Here is a 15,708-nt window from a genome sequence, read left to right on the forward strand (position 1 = left end):
GCTAGTGGCCTTCATCGCCAAAATCATCCTTGGAGATGCGCATGAAATCTCTCCGCCAGCCGACCGACCCGAGCAGACCCTCGCCTCGCATCGCAAGATCGCGGACGCAACCACAATCAGGACGCCGAAGGCGCAGCCGAAGCGATGCTCGCACGAGCTCGTATCCCACGTGGAATCGCTCCGTTAGCGCCTTAGGCAACCTTCTGAACACTCAACCCTCTGGCTCGAAAGCCCTGTCTGCAGTTTGCGGGGTGACCCCTTTGGAGCCTTTCCCCGTTCTGGCAGAAGCCGTTGTTCTTGACCCATAGCCTGCGCAGCCGACTTTCGAGCAGCCATGAGCGGGGTTAATCCGGTTCAACGGTCGGGTGCTGGGAGCTGTCGTGTACCTGAACCGGCAGGAGTAGCGATTGTTCTTCGTGGCAGGTGAGGAGTAATTGTCAGGTCGGGGTGTAATCAAACACTAGGGACTAGGAGCGTAGTTGACCCAGTGAATTCGTCGCTCAAAGGGAGGCGCTTAGCTGTAAGCGCTGAACCGGGCTACTGCGACTAATGCGGCTAGCACCCCTAGTACCAGATTGATGGCGAGTTTGGTATTTCCCGTCGTCGTGTGTGGGTGACGGCGGCGCCGGCCATCAGTAGCACAAGTCCGGTGGCCGCGGCGGGGACCAGGACGGCGGCGATCTTCAGGAGTGCCGGCAGGACAAGTCCAATACGCAGCTTTAGCTTTACATAACGTTATCGGGTCTCGGTTCAGGCGGGGGAGAGCCCCTAGAGAAGAGTGCTATTGCAACCCGGTTGCCGGCGGGCGGGGCGTTGCGACGACCTCTTCGATATATTCCTTGGCCTTGTCATCCAGCGGCGGGGCGGCGTTGCCCGACACATCGGCGCGACCTGCCTTGACCTTCTGGAAGACGAGGCTGCCCAGGACTGCCAGCACTGCGAGGGCGAGCAAAGGTAGCAACGCGGATTTCGATTTTTTGGCCATTCCCGAATCCTACTCGCGCCTCAGCCTTTGCGCCTTCTACCCGGTTGGGAATTCGCGGACAAACCTTTACGGACCGGCTCCCGCTCGGCGTCGGAGCCGGCAGGGTTGCAGACACCCGGGTATGGCGGATCGGGTTCCGTCCTGCTCCGTGGTCCTGGAGTGGCTGGGAATGGGCGACCAATGGCAGGTTTCCGTGCCGATGGGATGACCTGCACGGAAACTTCCGCAGTGTCTAGGCCGGATCCAGCCTCCTCGCATGTCTCCTCAGGTTCTGGCCGGGTTCCGACTCGATGCCAGGTTTGCCTCAGATTGACGGCGGGGATGTCCAGGAAGGCCGGGTCAAAAGGCTCATCCGTGCCGGTCATTTCTGCCACCCAAGCGGAGCATTCTTCGTGTTCCGGGTGGGAGGCATCGGCGAGGGCATCCATGATTTCTTCGTAGCCAGGGAATCCGCCGGAGTCTTCCAACGGCCCGCGGCGGACCCCGTCGAACAGCAACGCCGGCGGCACGGACGGTTCGACGGGACGGGGGCTCATCAGCTCAAGCCGGTGAAGCCAGCTGTCCCCGAAGTCATACTCGTAGAATGCTTCACCGGCGCCCAGTACGGGCAGCTGATCCAGGGAGCAGTCCTCCTCAGGCCTGTCTCCCGGTTCCTCACAATCGTGCGCGGGGAGCCACTTCGGGAGTTCCGGCACGTCGCCAGAATCGAATACCTCATCGAGAAGCAAGCCGCCCGTATCGACGTGAAACTCAATGCCGGGGATCCGGACCGGAGTCTATTTGACCTGGCAGCTTATGACCCCAGTTCCCCTGCGCATGACGAAGTATTGGGGATTTTCGTCATTTGGAGTCGATATTTTGGTTCTGCTTCTGTTGCAGAGGGTCTCCGCTGCGATTAGTCAGTGAGGGTGTATCAGCTCGTTCCCGTTACTCCAGGCGATTCACGTTAGTGGCGAATTCCGGTTTCGGTGCGTGCGACGTCTTCCCTTGCCGGGAGTTCGGGGTTTGCGAAGGCGTTGGAGGGCGCCTTGGTCCGCGCGTGGGTGACGTAGAGGGGAAGCGCGGTGAACAGCAGACCGCCGACGAGGTTGCCGAGCACTGTCGGGATTTCGTTCCAGACCAGGTAATCGAGAATGGTGAACTGGCCGCCGAGCAGCAGACCCGACGGGAACAGGAACATGTTAACGATCGAGTGCTCGAAGCCCATGAAGAAGAACAGCATGATCGGCATCCACATCACTATGACCTTCCCGGGGACGTCCTTGGCGATCATGGCGCCGGCCACGCCGATCGACACCATCCAGTTGCACAACATTCCACGGACGAACAGCGTCAGCATCCCGGACGCGCCGTGCTCGGCATAGCCGAGCGTGCGCCCCTCGCCAATATGACCGATGGCGACACCGACCTCGTTCGGCGGGATCGCGAAGCCGTAGGTCACGACGACCGCCATCAGCAGGGCCACCATGAACGCTCCGATGAAGTTCCCGACGAACACCAGCCCCCAGTTGCGGAGCACGCCGCGGACGGTCACCCCGGGTCGCTTATCCAGCAGCGCCAGGGGTGTCAGGACGAACACCCCGGTCAGCAGGTCGTAGCCGAGCAGGTACAGCAGGATAAACCCGACCGGGAAGAGGATCGCCCCCGCCAGCGGGATGCCGGTGGTCACGCTCACCGTGACAGCGAACGCGGCCGCCAGGGAGAGCAGTGCACCGGCCATCGCCGCGCGCACCACCGTGTCCCGGGTGGACATGAATACCTTCGACTCACCAGCGTCGATCATCGTCGTGATCAGATCACCGGGCTTCACATAGGACATAGGGATAGGCTCCGGGGGTCGAACTTCTTATGCGGTCCGGGCTGGGCAGCATGGGAAGACAGTATCTGTGCGGTATTTCGGTCGAGTTTCCTCAGGGGCCATGCCGCGTTACTTTTTGCTCACCCTTTCGGTCGTTCACTGTGAGAAGCCGGCCCTGTCCTTGCGTCGGCAACCCCTACATGCGTCTGCCGTTACTTGCTGCTCAGGACATCCAGATACCGCCAGACAGCACGGGATGATTGGACGTCAAGGGCCACATCAACTGCTTTTGGCTCGTCGCCTCCCCTAGCGCGTAATGCAGGGTTGTGTCCGTCACGGTGATCCAAGCCAGACACGGCGGGTTTCTAAGACTCACACGTCATTCTTTCGCCGACTGGTATAGACCCCAACAACTCCAGCTATCAGAACGTCCGCGCCTAGGCGCTCGGGCGGGCGCACAATAGACTCCTTTCTGCCGGCGATTACGGAATTCGCCGGGAGACGGTGTAACAGTAACCTTCGCCAAGCCCAGTTGACCTTAACCCCTCCCTTGCCGCTGTCGGTGACGCCAGGAAACTCCCAGCATGTTGGACGATCAGTCTTGACAGGAGTCGGGGGGTCTTGTCCTCAGAGGTGGTCAAGAAACGAAATCCTCGCTGACATTCTTATCACCCTGTTGACCGGGCCGCCGTAGGATCAAGCGATCAGGCAACGGGGTGTCACCGCTACTGGAAGGAGCTGTCTGTGAGGGGTGCCAGGCACTATCTGCGGTACGGCGGGCAGGACGCGTCATGACAGCGCCCGAAGCCAGCCCCAACAAGCCCTGGCCAGCCGAGTCCGGGACCTGCTGATCTCATATAAAAACGTGCGTGAAGTTCGTATGTTCGGCGGACTGTCTTTCATGGTGGATGACCGGATGGTTGTAGCGGCCGGCCGTGATGGTGGCCTGCTCGTCCCTACTAACCCTGCCGCACATCAGGCCTTGCTGGATCGCGGCGGACGGCCGGCTTACATGGGCAGGGACCGTCCCATGGGCCCCGGGTGGATCACCGTACCGCACGAAAAGTTACGGGACGCTGCCGCACTCGCGTTTTGGCTCCAGGTCGGTATCGACTCCCGCGACACATCACATTGAATGCTCAGTCCGAGCGGTCAGATGCTGTTGACCGGGTTTTGTTGAGGAGTGTTGAAGGAGCTCGCGCAGCGCGCGGCGGTCCACGGTGGTCAGCCCGGTCAGGTACAGGCATGCCTTGCGGCGCGGTGCTTGCCAATTCGGCCCATGAGGTCAGGCCAGCGCTCTGAGAAGTCGTTGATGAGGTAGATCGTATGCTTCGCTGGCCCGGGCGCGAAGGCGAGCCAGGGAGCGCGGCCCCCGTGGCCGCTCTCGTATCGGTACTCGTACTGGCCGAAGCCGATGATGCGGCCGGCCCATACTACAGGCTGTTCACCGCTGACCTCGGCCAGGAGTGCGAGCAGTTCGTCAGCCTCGACACGGCGGGGCCCGGGACCCGGTCGAGTACCTCCTCAATCGGTTGATCGGACGGTGACATTGCCGGGGGCTTCGCTGCCATGGATCTCCTCGCTAAAGGGCTGAACTTGGCCACAGTCCTTCCGGACATGCCTGTACTACCCCTATGTGAGCTGCAGTTTCTTCCATCCTACTAACCTGTAAGCGCTGGCTGGGACCCTGTGGGGCCGGGTATGGCAGGATGCTGGGCAGTGTTAATAAAAATTTATCCAGTCAGTGTCGATCCGGAGCTCGCCTGTTCGACGCGATAGTAGAAGGACGCATCAGGCGTCCTCAATACGAAGGAAAAGAACCGTGAAGTTCATGCTGATTATGCGCGCTACCGATGAGGCGAAGAAGGCATACGAAACCGCCGATATCGAACAGATCATCAACGCGATGGGCGCCTACAACGAATCCCTGATGAAGGCCGGGGTGCTGCTCGCCGGTGAGGGACTTTCCGATGACATGAGCGAATCGTTTGTTGTCGATTTTTCGGCCGAGCAGCCCATCGTTACCGGCGGTCCCTACGGGGAAACCCACGAACTGTTCAACGGCTTCTGGATTATCCAGACCGCCAGCAAGGAAGAAGCGGTCCAGTGGGCCAGCCGCTGCCCCCTGGGCCCGGGCAGCAAACTTGAAGTCCGCCGCGTGACCGATATGAGCGACTTCGAAGACTTCTCCGACAACGAGTTCCTCCAGAAGGAAGCCGGATGGCGCGAGGAACTCAACCAGCCTTAAGGCCATAGATGCCTGGCGCCGCCGGGAGCGGCTCGACGAACGTTACCGCGAGATTGCCCAGGACCTCAGGGAGATGACCGAGGACCAGTGGCAGCCGATCCCCGATGATGTGCTCCGGCTGGTCTTTACCGCCTGCCACCCCGTGCTCTCCCGTGAGGGGCAGGCCGCGATGACGCTGCGAACCGTTGGCGGCCTGAGCAGCGTGGAGATTGCACGGATGCTGCTCGTTCCCGTCGCCACCCTCCAGCAGCGCATCGTTCGGGCAAAGAAAACTCTCGCGGCCGCTCAGGTGCCCTTCGACACCCCTGACCCGAACGAGTGGAACGGGCGCCTGAGCGCGGTACTTGCCGTGCTGTACCTGATCTTCACCGAAGGCTATGCCGCCACAACGGATGACCGGTGGATCCGGACCGAGGTGGCCAACGAAGCGCTGCGCCTTGGCCGCGTGCTGGCTGGCCTGCTGCCGCGGGAACCCGAAGTCCATGGGCTCGTGGCGCTGATGGAGTTCCAGGCGTCCCGGTTCGCCGCGCGCGTCAACCACGACGCAGCCCGGTCCTGCTTCCCGACCAGGACCGTTCACGCTGGGACGGGACGCAGATCGGCCGCGGCGTTGCTCCCTTGCACGTGCCGATGCGCTCGGATGCGGAAGGGGGAACTACTGCCTGCAGGCTGCCATCGCTCAATGCCACGCAACCGCCCACAGTTTCGAAGAAACCGACTGGAACAAGATCGTGCTGCTCTACGAGGCTCTCGGACGCCTGGCCGGGGCCCGTCGTCGAACTCAACCACGCCGTAGCGGTTTCCATGGCCACCGGACCTGCCGCCGCCCTCAAGATCGTGGACCGCCTCGTTGCCGAGGGCGCCCTCCGCCGCTCACACTTTCTGCCCAGCATCCGCGCAGAGCTGCTCACCAAGCTCGGAAGAACCAACGAAGCCAAAGCCGAACTGCTGAAGGCAGCGGCAATAACCGCCAACGACCAACAAAAAGCAGTCCTGCTCGCCAAGGCAGCCCCCCTCTAAACCCACCCGAGGGGAATGCACCTGAAACCCGCGATAGCTCCCGATTGTGGGCCAAGATGGCTGCATGAGGAGTGATGCCATCTGGCGTAACGTTGATCTGGAACGCAAGGTCTTGGCAGAGCAGCTTGCGCCGCTCACAGCCGATCAGTGGGCCTCGCCGTCGCTCTGCCAGGGGCTGTCGGTGCGGGAGGTCCTCGCGCACTTGACGGTCAGCGGATCATTGCCGGCGTCGCGGTGGCTCCTGGGCGTACTGCGCGCCCGGTTCGACTTTGATAAGCAGGTGGACCAGCGGCTGCGGGAGCAATTGGGCAGCACCCCCGCTGAGACGCTGCAACGCTTCCGCGCGACCGTGGGGAGCAGGACAGCCCCTCCTCTGCCCCGGCTTGCCCTGCTGGGCGAAATGATCGTGCACGGTGAAGACATCCGCAGACAACGTTCTCGGATGCTTTGCGCCCTCCCTCTATTCGAAGCGTGTCGCGGCTATCACCTCCGCATTGCCCGGGCCACTGATTCGACGCTGGAAAGCGACCACGCAGCAGCCAGGATCACCGCTCCTGCGGCTGCTGAAACAGCCATAATCGAAGCCCTCATCACATACGTTCGGAAACCGGTACGTTCCCCTCAAAAAGGGACGTCGATCCGGCAGTCCTGAAGCTCGGCAGTTGGCTGTGCAACAGACGACGGGAATCCCGACAGGGCGTTCTCCGTGACGAGTACCGCACCCGGCTGGAACTACTACCCGGATGGGACAGTCCTGACGGCAAAAACGCAGTGAACATCAGCATTGGGCAACAAAGCTTGAAGCCCTGGCTGCATTAATGCTCGCCGGAAATGATTGGCCCCGTAATGGAACCGGCGAAACCCAGGAGGAACGCGCCCACGGTCGTTGGGTGGGGGACACAGCGGAATCGTTCCAGAGTGTTACCTAAACGTAATATTACGCCCTCGGATTTCGCTGATCTTTCGCTGTTAGTCTGACTCCGCCGGAGCGAGGACCGTTCCAGCCATGGTCAAAGGGGGGAAACATGGCGCGGTCCGTTATGCGCTCAGCAAGCATCGGAATTGCACTCGTGGTGGCGACAGTCGCCCAACTTATCAGTCCTGCGGGACCGGCTTTAGCGACACGCAGCCTTGCAAGCGGGATCGCTGCAGTGGCCACCGAACCGTTCACACTCAACAGCAAGGGCATCAAGGAATCGCTGGTTGCGTCTTTGGCTCCGGTAGCTGATGCGACGCCGGGGCCGGAGCGGGTCGAGAGCGTCGCCAGGACGGTCGCAGGTTATGTCGACGGAGTGCGGTACAGCCAGGACTTCGACGGTCAGCAGGCCTACCGCGATGACCTGCACCTGGTATCCCATTTGGACGGCGCCGCACGCAAAGCAGCTGATCCCGCAGAGACAGAGGTTCTGTCCTCCGCGCTGGCTGATCTTCTGCTCGCGGGTCGTCTCACCGCCGAGACTGCGGTCAGTGACGCCCGGACGGCTCTCTCGCCCCCGGCGCCTGGAACGGCGTCGGCCGAGCAAGCCCGGGCTGCCGCAGAACGTGACCTCGCCGCCGCAGAGCATGCACTTACCCAGGCACGGAACGCCCTGACCAAGGACCAGCCGGTCGCCGCCGAAACACACTTCGGCAAGGCCTGGCGCAGCGGCACCGACGCGCTGGCCAACCTCGGCATCACCTATGACGGCGACCACGACGGTGATGGCATCCCCGGCCGAGCGGAGCTCAGCGTGGGTGGATCACCGTTACTTCTGGACACTGACGCCGACGGCCTGCTTGACGCCTTTGAATTTAACGCCATGGCGGGTTTGGCGCTGAACAATGCCGACACCGACGGCAACGGTGTGCCCGACGCAGCGCAGGACCATGACGGTGACGAACTCAATGCCGCCCAGGAACAAGCGGCAAAAACATCGCCCGTGAACCCCGACACGGACGCCGATGGCCTCACCGACAACCTCGAATCCACATACGGCACCGACCCGTTAGTTGCCGACACCGACGGCGACACGCTGCCAGACGGTGCAGAAATTCGGGGCGGCACAGACCCGACCAGCCCCGATACTGACTCCGACGGTGTTTCCGACGCCGATGAACTCCTCTCCGTCAGGGTGCAGGGCCCGGACGGGGCGTCTGCTGTAGTAACCGGAGCCGACCAGTCGGCGCTGAGAGCCAGGATCAGCGCAATACCCGCTGAAGACACCCGGACGGGTGTCGCCGGACGCATGGGAGGGGCTTTTGAATTCGAGTCACCCGGTGAAGGCATGGTCACGGCGGAGATCACCTTGCCTTTCGACGCGTCCACGATGCCCGCGGGCGGGGCTGCCGAGCGGGCAAGGGTTTTCTGGCTGGACGAGACTGCCAACGCCTGGGTTCCCGTAGCCAGTGACCAGCGCGTCGATGCCGCAGCCAAAACGGTGAGTGTGACGGTAGATCACTTCTCCACTTACGCTGTCTTTGACATCATCAACTGGAACGCGACGTGGACGGCCAAGGACAACCCCTGCCGCGTACGGACAGACGGTGGTGGCAGTGACGTAGTTCTCCTTGACCTCGCGCTGTCCATCGACTCCTCCGGCTCCATGGCCTGGAACGACCCCCAAGGTCTGCGCAAGGACGCCGCCAAAAACTTCGTCGACGCGTTGCTGCCTGAAGACCGCGCCGCCATCATCGACTTCGACAGCTTCGCCCGGGTCCTGCAACCGCTTACCACCAACAAGGACGCGGTCAAGAGCGCGATCGACCGCATCGATGACGTCGGCGGCACCAGTATCTCTGCCGGCGTCAGCGCTGCGAACAACGTCCTCGCCAACAACAGTGACGCAAACCGGGGCAGGGTCATGATTCTGCTGACCGACGGCGACGGCACCTGGAACAACTTCTACCTGACCCAGGCCAAGCAAAACCTGATCACCATCTACACGATCGGTCTGGGCAGCGCAGTGAACTCCGGCCTGCTCAACACGATCGCCACCGAAACGGGCGGAAAGTACCACCAGGTCGATAACGCAGCAGAACTCCCCGAGGTCTTCCGCCGGATCAGCAATGACACAGGTGGCGACGAGGGTGTCATGAGCGACTCTGACAAGGACGGTCTCAACGATTGCGTCGAAGTTCAGGGCGCCTACAGTCCTGGCACTGGCCTCCGCTACGTTTCAGACCCGTTCGATGCCGACACCGATGGCGACGGACTGGCTGACGGCCAGGAAGTCCTGACACTCGGTAACGGCGTCGGGATCCCCACCGCGTCGGATACCTTCCAGGTCCTCTCAGACCCCTCAAACGCCGACACGGACGGCGATGGGTTTCCTGACCCTGCCGAAGTTGACGAAGGAACCAGCGCCTGGCGTGCCGACTCCGACGGTGACGGACTCAGCGACTCCGACGAGTTGAGCTGGGCCACTGATCCGCTGGCCAGCGACACCGATGGTGACGGCTACACCGACGGACCCGAGGTAGCCGATGCCAACGCCGGCTTTAGCCCTGTCGTCTTTGACGATCCGCTGACTCCGGATGAATGGGCCAGTGAGTTCGCGAAAGGTGCAGCGCTCGGTGATGCCGGGGACGGCACCACCGTGCCCTACCTGATGGGAACGATCAGTTCTTCCGCAGTCAGTTTCATCCCGGTAGTTGGCTGGATCGCCGGCGCGATCCTCGACCTGCGCGATGCCATCGCCAATACGGTGAAAACCGACTGGGTGGCGGCGGGCATGTCGCTGGCTGGAATCGTGCCCTACGTCGGGGACACCGCCAACATCATCGCCAAGGTCACGAAGTTCCTTGGTCGCAGCGCTCACCTGCTCGATGAAGTCGTTCCCGCCATCGCGAAACTGGATGATTTCCCCGCCAGCGCCCGTGCCGACATCATCGCCGGAATCAACAGCAACTGGGACGCTCTGCGCAAAGCATCCCCGAATATGGACGAGGCAAGTTTCCTGCGCCTGGCCTCATCGAGGCAAGGTGCGGACCACATCGTTGCCGCCCTCAACCGATCAAAGGTGCAAGTCGGCGCTTCTCTACCTTTCGTCACCCACTGGCGAGAAGCAGAGAACGCTGTCGCCGGCCTTTTCGGTGTAGGGGCCTCACAGCGCCAGCTTTACCGCCAGGCTCCGGGTTTTCCGTTCGGAAGGTACGCCGACATGATCGACGCTGGTGTCATGCGCGAGGTAAAGTCCGGCTTCGTCCCCTTCCGTTCCAGCGTGGTACGCCAAATTGAAAAAGACGCCGCTATCCTGGCCGACACCCAAGGGATCAACGGGCAAGTCGCGCAAGCCGTCTGGCACTTCGTTGGTGGCAGGACAGGCTCCCTGGGTGCCGACCCTCGAGTGCTGCAGTTGCTCGAAGATAGGGGCATCGCCTACGTTATTCACCTACCATGATTGATTACCTGAATATGTCTGTGTCCCAGGCACAGTCCGCCTTCCAAGAGTTCCTCGACGAGCGGGAGGCAGCGCTTGAGCGCCTAAGAATTCGTCTCCTTGCCGATGGGCAGAACCCGGCAGTCCTCCTGGACGGAACGGTGGACAGTCTGGTTCCTCTGTGGCGCTGGATCGTATCGCGGCTTACGGGGCCGCGATACGAAGGTGCAACGGATCCGGGGTCGGTAGCGCGAGATGCCTGGCCGTCCTGGGAGCGGTACACGAGGGAAGAAGAACGCGTCCTGTCGCTGGAATCCCTGGCCCTTCTGGACGGACTGGTCTCTTACCTCGCGGTCGTGGTGCGCACGCATGCGCCTACGGCGCGATGGGAGATCGCCCGGCACCGCATCAAACGCTACGCAGCCAACAACCACCCGGTCCTGGTCAGCGGCAGTGGCGAAATCCACAACTTTCTGCCCGGAATTCCCGAGTCGGAAGCACGCGCCCTCCTCCTTGGGCTCCGAGAAGTACCAGACGACGTAATCGCCCGCTACGCGCGCACCCTAATCGACGGGCTGAACGCCGCAGACAGCGGCGTCGATCAGGGCTCCAACGCCGGGGATGAGCCACTGCTCGAGGTCGAGGACCTGGGCGGGGACGAACTCAGGGGGCGCGAGCTCGAGGTGTCCCTGCGGGAGGATATCGCCCACCAACATTCACCGGTGGTTGGCCGGCTGGTCAAAACGCTGGCCAAGCAGGAAGGAATAACCGGCGTCGTGCGGGAAGACCGCGAGATACTCCTGGTTGCTACAGGGAGCTGGACCACGGAACAGCTTGAGCGATGGATCACCCGCTACCTCCAGGACAACATCAACAGCTAACCCTGCACCCCCCGGCCCCGTCCTCATCGTTAAAGAGCACAGGCGGGCGCGAATCTTCCAGTGGCAATCCGGATCATGCTCCCAGAGCAGCCTGCCACCCTCCTTGTAAAGATGGTGAGGCGATGCAGGAACTTCCCCACGGTGTACGACGGCCGGCAGCTCATGTGCAGGAGGGGCCACTCAGGGCGGCGGGACGTATCTTGTCGACCGCGGCTGCGGCGGCAACGGCGGTACCGGAAAGCTCTGGAAGAAGGTCATGGTCATCCCGCGTCCGCTGGCGGCGACCGACCAGAGGAACAGCGGCGCGAGCCGCTGTGGATCCCCCAATCCGTCCCAACCACGCCAGTCTAGCCCTGACCGTAGGGCCCATACTCCTAGGGGCTTCGGATGACCAGGTTCTGATCATTTCCGTTGCACAACCCTAGGGTTTGGAGGCGGGCGAATTCCAGTGGTGCCTGCAACACCGGATTAGTTGACTGGGTTCGAGACTAGCTCGGCGAGGACTTCTGCGGGCGTTCGGTAGCCGTGTCGTTTGCGTGGTCGGCGGTTGAGTTCTGCGGCGACGTTTTCGAGGATTCCGGGTCCGTGGAAGGACAGGTCGGTGCTTTTCGGGAAGTACTCGCGGAGGAGCCCGTTGGTGTTTTCGTTGCTGCCGCGCTGCCAAGGCGAATGTGGGTCGCAGAAGTAGATCGGCATACCGGTCGCCATCGAGATCTCCTGATGCCGGGACATCTCCGCTCCTTGATCCCAGGTCGTCGAGCGGCGCAATTGCTCGGGCAGGCTATTCATCGCGGTGATCATGGCATCGGCGACGGTGCGGGCGGTGTGGTCCTCCGGCAGATGCAGCAACATCACATATCCGGTTGTGCGCTCGACAAGGGTCCCGATCGCGGACTTCGAGGCCGTCGAACCGATGATTAAGTCCCCTTCCCAATGGCCGGGAACGGCGCGGTCCTCGACCTCGGCCGGCCGTTCAGAGATCATCACCATCTCCTGGAACCGTTGCGGGCGATGACCCTCCGGCCTTTGCGGGCGCCGACGCACCCGCCCGGACCGCAGCGCCGCCGCAACTTCCAGGCGCAAGGATCCGCGGCCCTGGACATAGAGGGCCTGATAGATCGTTTCGTGTGACACCTGCATCTCCGGAGTCTCCGGATGCTCCACCCTGAGTCGGCCAGAGACCTGTTCCGGGCTGAACCGGTCGGTGAGCATCTGTGGTGACCTGTTCCCGTAACGCTAACCCGTCCAGCTTCCGCGGCTTCGGCCTGCGGGCACGAGCCCACGTCTGCTCCTGCGCGAGCGATGGCGAATACCGGTCACTGACGCGGTTCCTCGCGATCTCCCGGCTGATCGTCGACGGAGCCCGGCCCAGGAAGGCGGCGATACGACGCACTCCATGACCCTGGGCAAGCTGGAAGCCGATCTCTTCCCGCTCACGCAACGACAAAAGCCCTGCACGGGGCACACTGAAATCCGGAAGCGGCGATGGCAACACCTTCTGATGGTCGCTCAACCACCGGTACGCGGTTGGACGCGACACCCCGGCGGCCCGCGCCGCTACAGATACCGCCAGCCCGGCATCCAGCCCTTCCCAAAACGCTAAACGAACACTCAACGGGCGACCACGGTCTGCCCATCGACGACACCCCACAGAATTCAGGGCGTTGCACTCACCACCTGAACTCGCCGTTCGGGACTATCCGAATAACGGTGTGTGGGGTCCGGTCTGATTCGAAAGGAGACGGCCGTGTCAGAGTCCACGACCGAGATCGCAGGGGTGATGATCGATCCTGTGACGGGAGAGATCATCGATCAGAAGGAACTTGCGGAGCGCTTGCTCGCGCAGGCCAAGGAACAGGGCGTGAGCCTGGTAGGCCCCGGCGGACTGCTGAACCAGCTCACGAGGAACGTACTCGAGACCGCGCTGGAAGCGGAACTGACCGAGCACCTCGGCCACGAGCACGGCCAGACACCGGTCGCAGCGAACATGCGGAACGGCACCAGGTCAAAGACCGTGCTGACCGAGATCGGCCCGGTCGAGATTGAGGTGCCCCGGGATAGGGACGGATCGTTCGAGCCGGTAATCGTTCCCAAACGGAAACGGCGTCTGGACGGGATCGACCAGATCGTGCTCTCCCTCTCAGCACGGGGGCTGACCACCGGGGAAATCGCCGCGCACTTCGAGGAGGTCTACGGGGCCAGGGTCTCCAAGGACACCATCAGCCGCATCACGGAGAAAGTCTCCGCGGAGCTGACCGAGTGGTCGTCCCGGCCGTTGGATCCGTTGACGCGGTCGTGGTCAAGGTCCGTGATGGGCAGGTGCGCAATACCCCGTTCTACGTCGTCATGGGGGTCACCACAAGCGGGGAGCGGGAGATTCTGGGCATCTGGGCCGGCGACGGGGGTGAGGGTGCCCGCTTCTGGCTACAGGTATTCTCCGAGCTGAAGAACAGAGGCGTGGAAGATGTGTTAATCGCCGTCTGCGACGGACTCGAGGGCCTGCCGGAGGCGATCACGACCACATGGGAGCGAACAATCGTGCAGCAGTGCATCGTGCACCTGATCCGCAACAGCTTCCGCTACGCCGGACGCCAACACCGCGACGGCATCGTCAAGGCACTCAAGCCCGTTTACACGGCGCCGTCCGAGCAAGCGGCCAAGGACCGGTTCGCCGAGTTTACCGCCGAATGGGGCCAGCAATATCCGGCGATCGTGCGGCTCTGGGAGTCCTCCTGGGCCGAGTTCGTGACCTTCCTGGAGTACGACGTGGAGATCCGGCGGGTGATCTGCACGACGAACGCGATCGAGTCGATCAATGCCCGCTACCGGAGGGCAGTCAGGGCCCGCGGGCACTTCCCGAACGAAACCGCTGCCCTGACATGCCTCTACCTGGTTACCAGATCCCTTGATCCCACCGGCGGCGGCAGGGCACGCTGGGTGATGAGGTGGAAGCCCGCACTAAACGCGTTCGCGATTACCTTCGCGGGCCGGTTCGAAAGAACCACTCACTAATGAAAACCGGCCGGACCCACACACCGTTTATCGGACAGTCCCCGGGGAAGAGCCGCGGCCCGCACGGTGCCCCTGCTCAAGTAGCAGGGACACAGTGCGCGAGCCGTTAGGGCTAGGAGATTCTCCGCTTGCGGAGCATGAGCAGTCCGGCGCCCAGCAGCAGCAGGGCGAACGGAACGAATGAGGTGTCAACGCCGGTGTTGGCTAGGGCGTTGCCGTTGCTGGTGGTGCTGCGGTAAGAAGAGTCGGTGGTGATCACGCCAGTGACCGAGGTGGAGCCTGCGCGGGTCACAAAGGTGCCGCTGTTACTGGAGGTGCCGGTGACGGTCGAGTCGTCGGTGGTTTCATTGCTGTCGGCGCCGCCCTTGTCCGTACCGCCGATGTCCGTACCGGGGTTGCCGTCTGTTCCGGGATCAACAGTGCCGTTACCGCCGGTGCCGGGATCAACGCTACCGTTGCCTCCTGTACCGTTGTCAGGGTTTTCCGTGCCGGGGGTTTCGTTGCCCGGGTTCTCGGTATCGGTACCTTCGTTGCCGCCCCCGATACCTAGGTCGAGACCCAGCTCAACGCCCGCATCTACTCCGCCGCTACCGCCAGTGCCCAGGTCAACCACTGCGTCAACAACGGTGCCTGTGCCGCCGGTGGTGCCGTCGGTGCCGTTACCGCCAATGGCCAGGTCAACCACTGCGTCAACAACGGTGCCTGTGCCGCCGGTGGTGCCGTCGGTGCCGTTGCGACCAAGGTCCAGGTTGACGACCGTGTCCACGACCGCGCCTGTGCCGCCGGTGGTGCCGTCGGTGCCGTTACGACCAAGGTCCAGGTTGACGACCGTGTCCACGACCGCGCCTGTGCCGCCGGTGGTGCCGTCGGTGCCGTTACGACCAAGGTCCAGGCTGACGACCGCGTCCACGACCGCGCCTGTGCCGCCGGTGGTCTCGTCGGTACCGGTGCCGCCTAAGTCGAGGTCGACGACTGCGTCCACGACGGTGCCGGCGCCGCTGGTGGTTCCTTCGCCGGTTGCCAGGATGTTGCCAAGACCGAGTGCGGCATCAGCGGCGACGGTTGCATCGGCGATACCTCCGTCGGTCACACCAATGTTGTTAATACCGAGGTCGGCTACGGCTGCGGCTGCGAGGTCGGTGGTGTTGCCCTGCTCGGTTCCGGTGAGGGTTCCGGCGCTAAGCGCGACGTCCACTGCGGCGCTGAGGGCAGTTGATTCAGGGCTGCCGGCGCCGCCAAGGTTGGTGAGCAGGGTTGAGTCTGCGGACGCGGCGATCAGCGCGGATGCGGAAAGGTCGGGTCCGGTGGCGGTTTCCGAAGCGTTTGCGGCGGAGCAGCCGAAGGCCAGCAGTCCGCCGGCAAAGAGGGTGCCGAGCAGCCCCTTGCGAAGGGTGGAATTCATGATG

11 protein-coding genes and 4 pseudogenes are annotated in these 15,708 nt (G+C 62.8%); 9 read left to right on the top strand and 6 right to left on the bottom strand.

What is annotated here, in order from left to right:
* A pseudogene (locus tag FDW81_RS18210) lies at nucleotides 1-187 on the top strand (GntR family transcriptional regulator); the annotation flags it as partial.
* A gap of 377 nt (nucleotides 188-564) precedes the next feature.
* Here the strand turns inward: FDW81_RS18210 and FDW81_RS18670 are convergent.
* The 4 genes from FDW81_RS18670 to FDW81_RS01510 all read right to left on the bottom strand — a co-directional run bounded on the left by FDW81_RS18670 (nucleotide 565) and on the right by FDW81_RS01510 (nucleotide 2,804).
* Nucleotides 565-717, bottom strand: a complete 153-nt coding sequence (locus FDW81_RS18670) for a DoxX family protein (RefSeq protein ID WP_205754588.1) — start codon at nucleotides 715-717, stop codon at nucleotides 565-567.
* Between the two features lie 64 nt (nucleotides 718-781).
* The gene (locus tag FDW81_RS01500) at nucleotides 782-985 is read right to left on the bottom strand and encodes a hypothetical protein (RefSeq protein ID WP_138132373.1); all 204 of its coding nucleotides are present in this window, start codon (nucleotides 983-985) and stop codon (nucleotides 782-784) included.
* A 20-nt stretch (nucleotides 986-1,005) separates the two neighbouring features.
* On the bottom strand, nucleotides 1,006-1,680 hold the full coding sequence (locus FDW81_RS01505; protein ID WP_240719832.1) for a plasmid pRiA4b ORF-3 family protein: 675 nt from the start codon (nucleotides 1,678-1,680) through the stop codon (nucleotides 1,006-1,008).
* A 251-nt stretch (nucleotides 1,681-1,931) separates the two neighbouring features.
* Complete coding sequence (locus FDW81_RS01510) at nucleotides 1,932-2,804, bottom strand: formate/nitrite transporter family protein (RefSeq protein ID WP_138132374.1); 873 nt, start codon at nucleotides 2,802-2,804, stop codon at nucleotides 1,932-1,934.
* A gap of 730 nt (nucleotides 2,805-3,534) precedes the next feature.
* On the opposite strand from FDW81_RS01510, the gene FDW81_RS18580 reads away from it, so the two are divergent.
* From FDW81_RS18580 to FDW81_RS01545, 7 genes and pseudogenes are all read left to right on the top strand, one after another.
* On the top strand, nucleotides 3,535-3,918 hold the full coding sequence (locus FDW81_RS18580; RefSeq protein WP_255467063.1) for a TfoX/Sxy family protein: 384 nt from the start codon (nucleotides 3,535-3,537) through the stop codon (nucleotides 3,916-3,918).
* A gap of 239 nt (nucleotides 3,919-4,157) precedes the next feature.
* Nucleotides 4,158-4,319, top strand: coding sequence for a hypothetical protein (locus tag FDW81_RS18045; protein ID WP_171027076.1), 162 nt, complete (start codon nucleotides 4,158-4,160; stop codon nucleotides 4,317-4,319).
* 286 nt (nucleotides 4,320-4,605) lie between these two features.
* Complete coding sequence (locus FDW81_RS01525) at nucleotides 4,606-5,031, top strand: YciI family protein (RefSeq protein WP_138132375.1); 426 nt, start codon at nucleotides 4,606-4,608, stop codon at nucleotides 5,029-5,031.
* Nucleotides 5,030-6,051, top strand: a pseudogene (locus FDW81_RS01530) (RNA polymerase sigma factor); the annotation flags it as partial. The gene FDW81_RS01525 and the pseudogene FDW81_RS01530, both read left to right, overlap by 2 nt.
* Before the next feature lie 64 nt (nucleotides 6,052-6,115).
* The gene (locus tag FDW81_RS01535; RefSeq protein ID WP_138132376.1) at nucleotides 6,116-6,703 is read left to right on the top strand and encodes a maleylpyruvate isomerase family mycothiol-dependent enzyme; all 588 of its coding nucleotides are present in this window, start codon (nucleotides 6,116-6,118) and stop codon (nucleotides 6,701-6,703) included.
* A gap of 499 nt (nucleotides 6,704-7,202) precedes the next feature.
* Nucleotides 7,203-10,430: a VWA domain-containing protein gene (locus tag FDW81_RS01540; protein WP_205754583.1), complete on the top strand. Its 3,228-nt coding sequence runs from the start codon at nucleotides 7,203-7,205 to the stop codon at nucleotides 10,428-10,430.
* A complete protein-coding gene (locus FDW81_RS01545; RefSeq protein ID WP_138132378.1) occupies nucleotides 10,427-11,290 on the top strand; it encodes a hypothetical protein in 864 nt (287 codons plus the stop codon). The genes FDW81_RS01540 and FDW81_RS01545 overlap by 4 nt, the downstream gene beginning before the upstream one ends.
* 468 nt (nucleotides 11,291-11,758) lie before the next feature.
* Here the strand turns inward: FDW81_RS01545 and FDW81_RS01550 are convergent.
* A pseudogene (locus FDW81_RS01550) lies at nucleotides 11,759-12,755 on the bottom strand (IS30 family transposase).
* Nucleotides 12,756-13,070: 315 nt separating this feature from the next.
* Between FDW81_RS01550 and FDW81_RS01555 the strand changes: the two are divergent.
* Nucleotides 13,071-14,302 (top strand): annotated as a pseudogene (locus tag FDW81_RS01555) (IS256 family transposase).
* Nucleotides 14,303-14,414: 112 nt separating this feature from the next.
* Here FDW81_RS01555 and FDW81_RS01560 read toward each other — a convergent pair.
* The gene (locus FDW81_RS01560) at nucleotides 14,415-15,704 is read right to left on the bottom strand and encodes a hypothetical protein (protein ID WP_138132379.1); all 1,290 of its coding nucleotides are present in this window, start codon (nucleotides 15,702-15,704) and stop codon (nucleotides 14,415-14,417) included.
* Between the last annotated feature and the right edge of the window lie 4 nt (nucleotides 15,705-15,708).

The organism is Pseudarthrobacter sp. NamB4 (genome assembly GCF_005796185.1).
Taxonomy (GTDB): Bacteria; Actinomycetota; Actinomycetes; order Actinomycetales; family Micrococcaceae; genus Arthrobacter.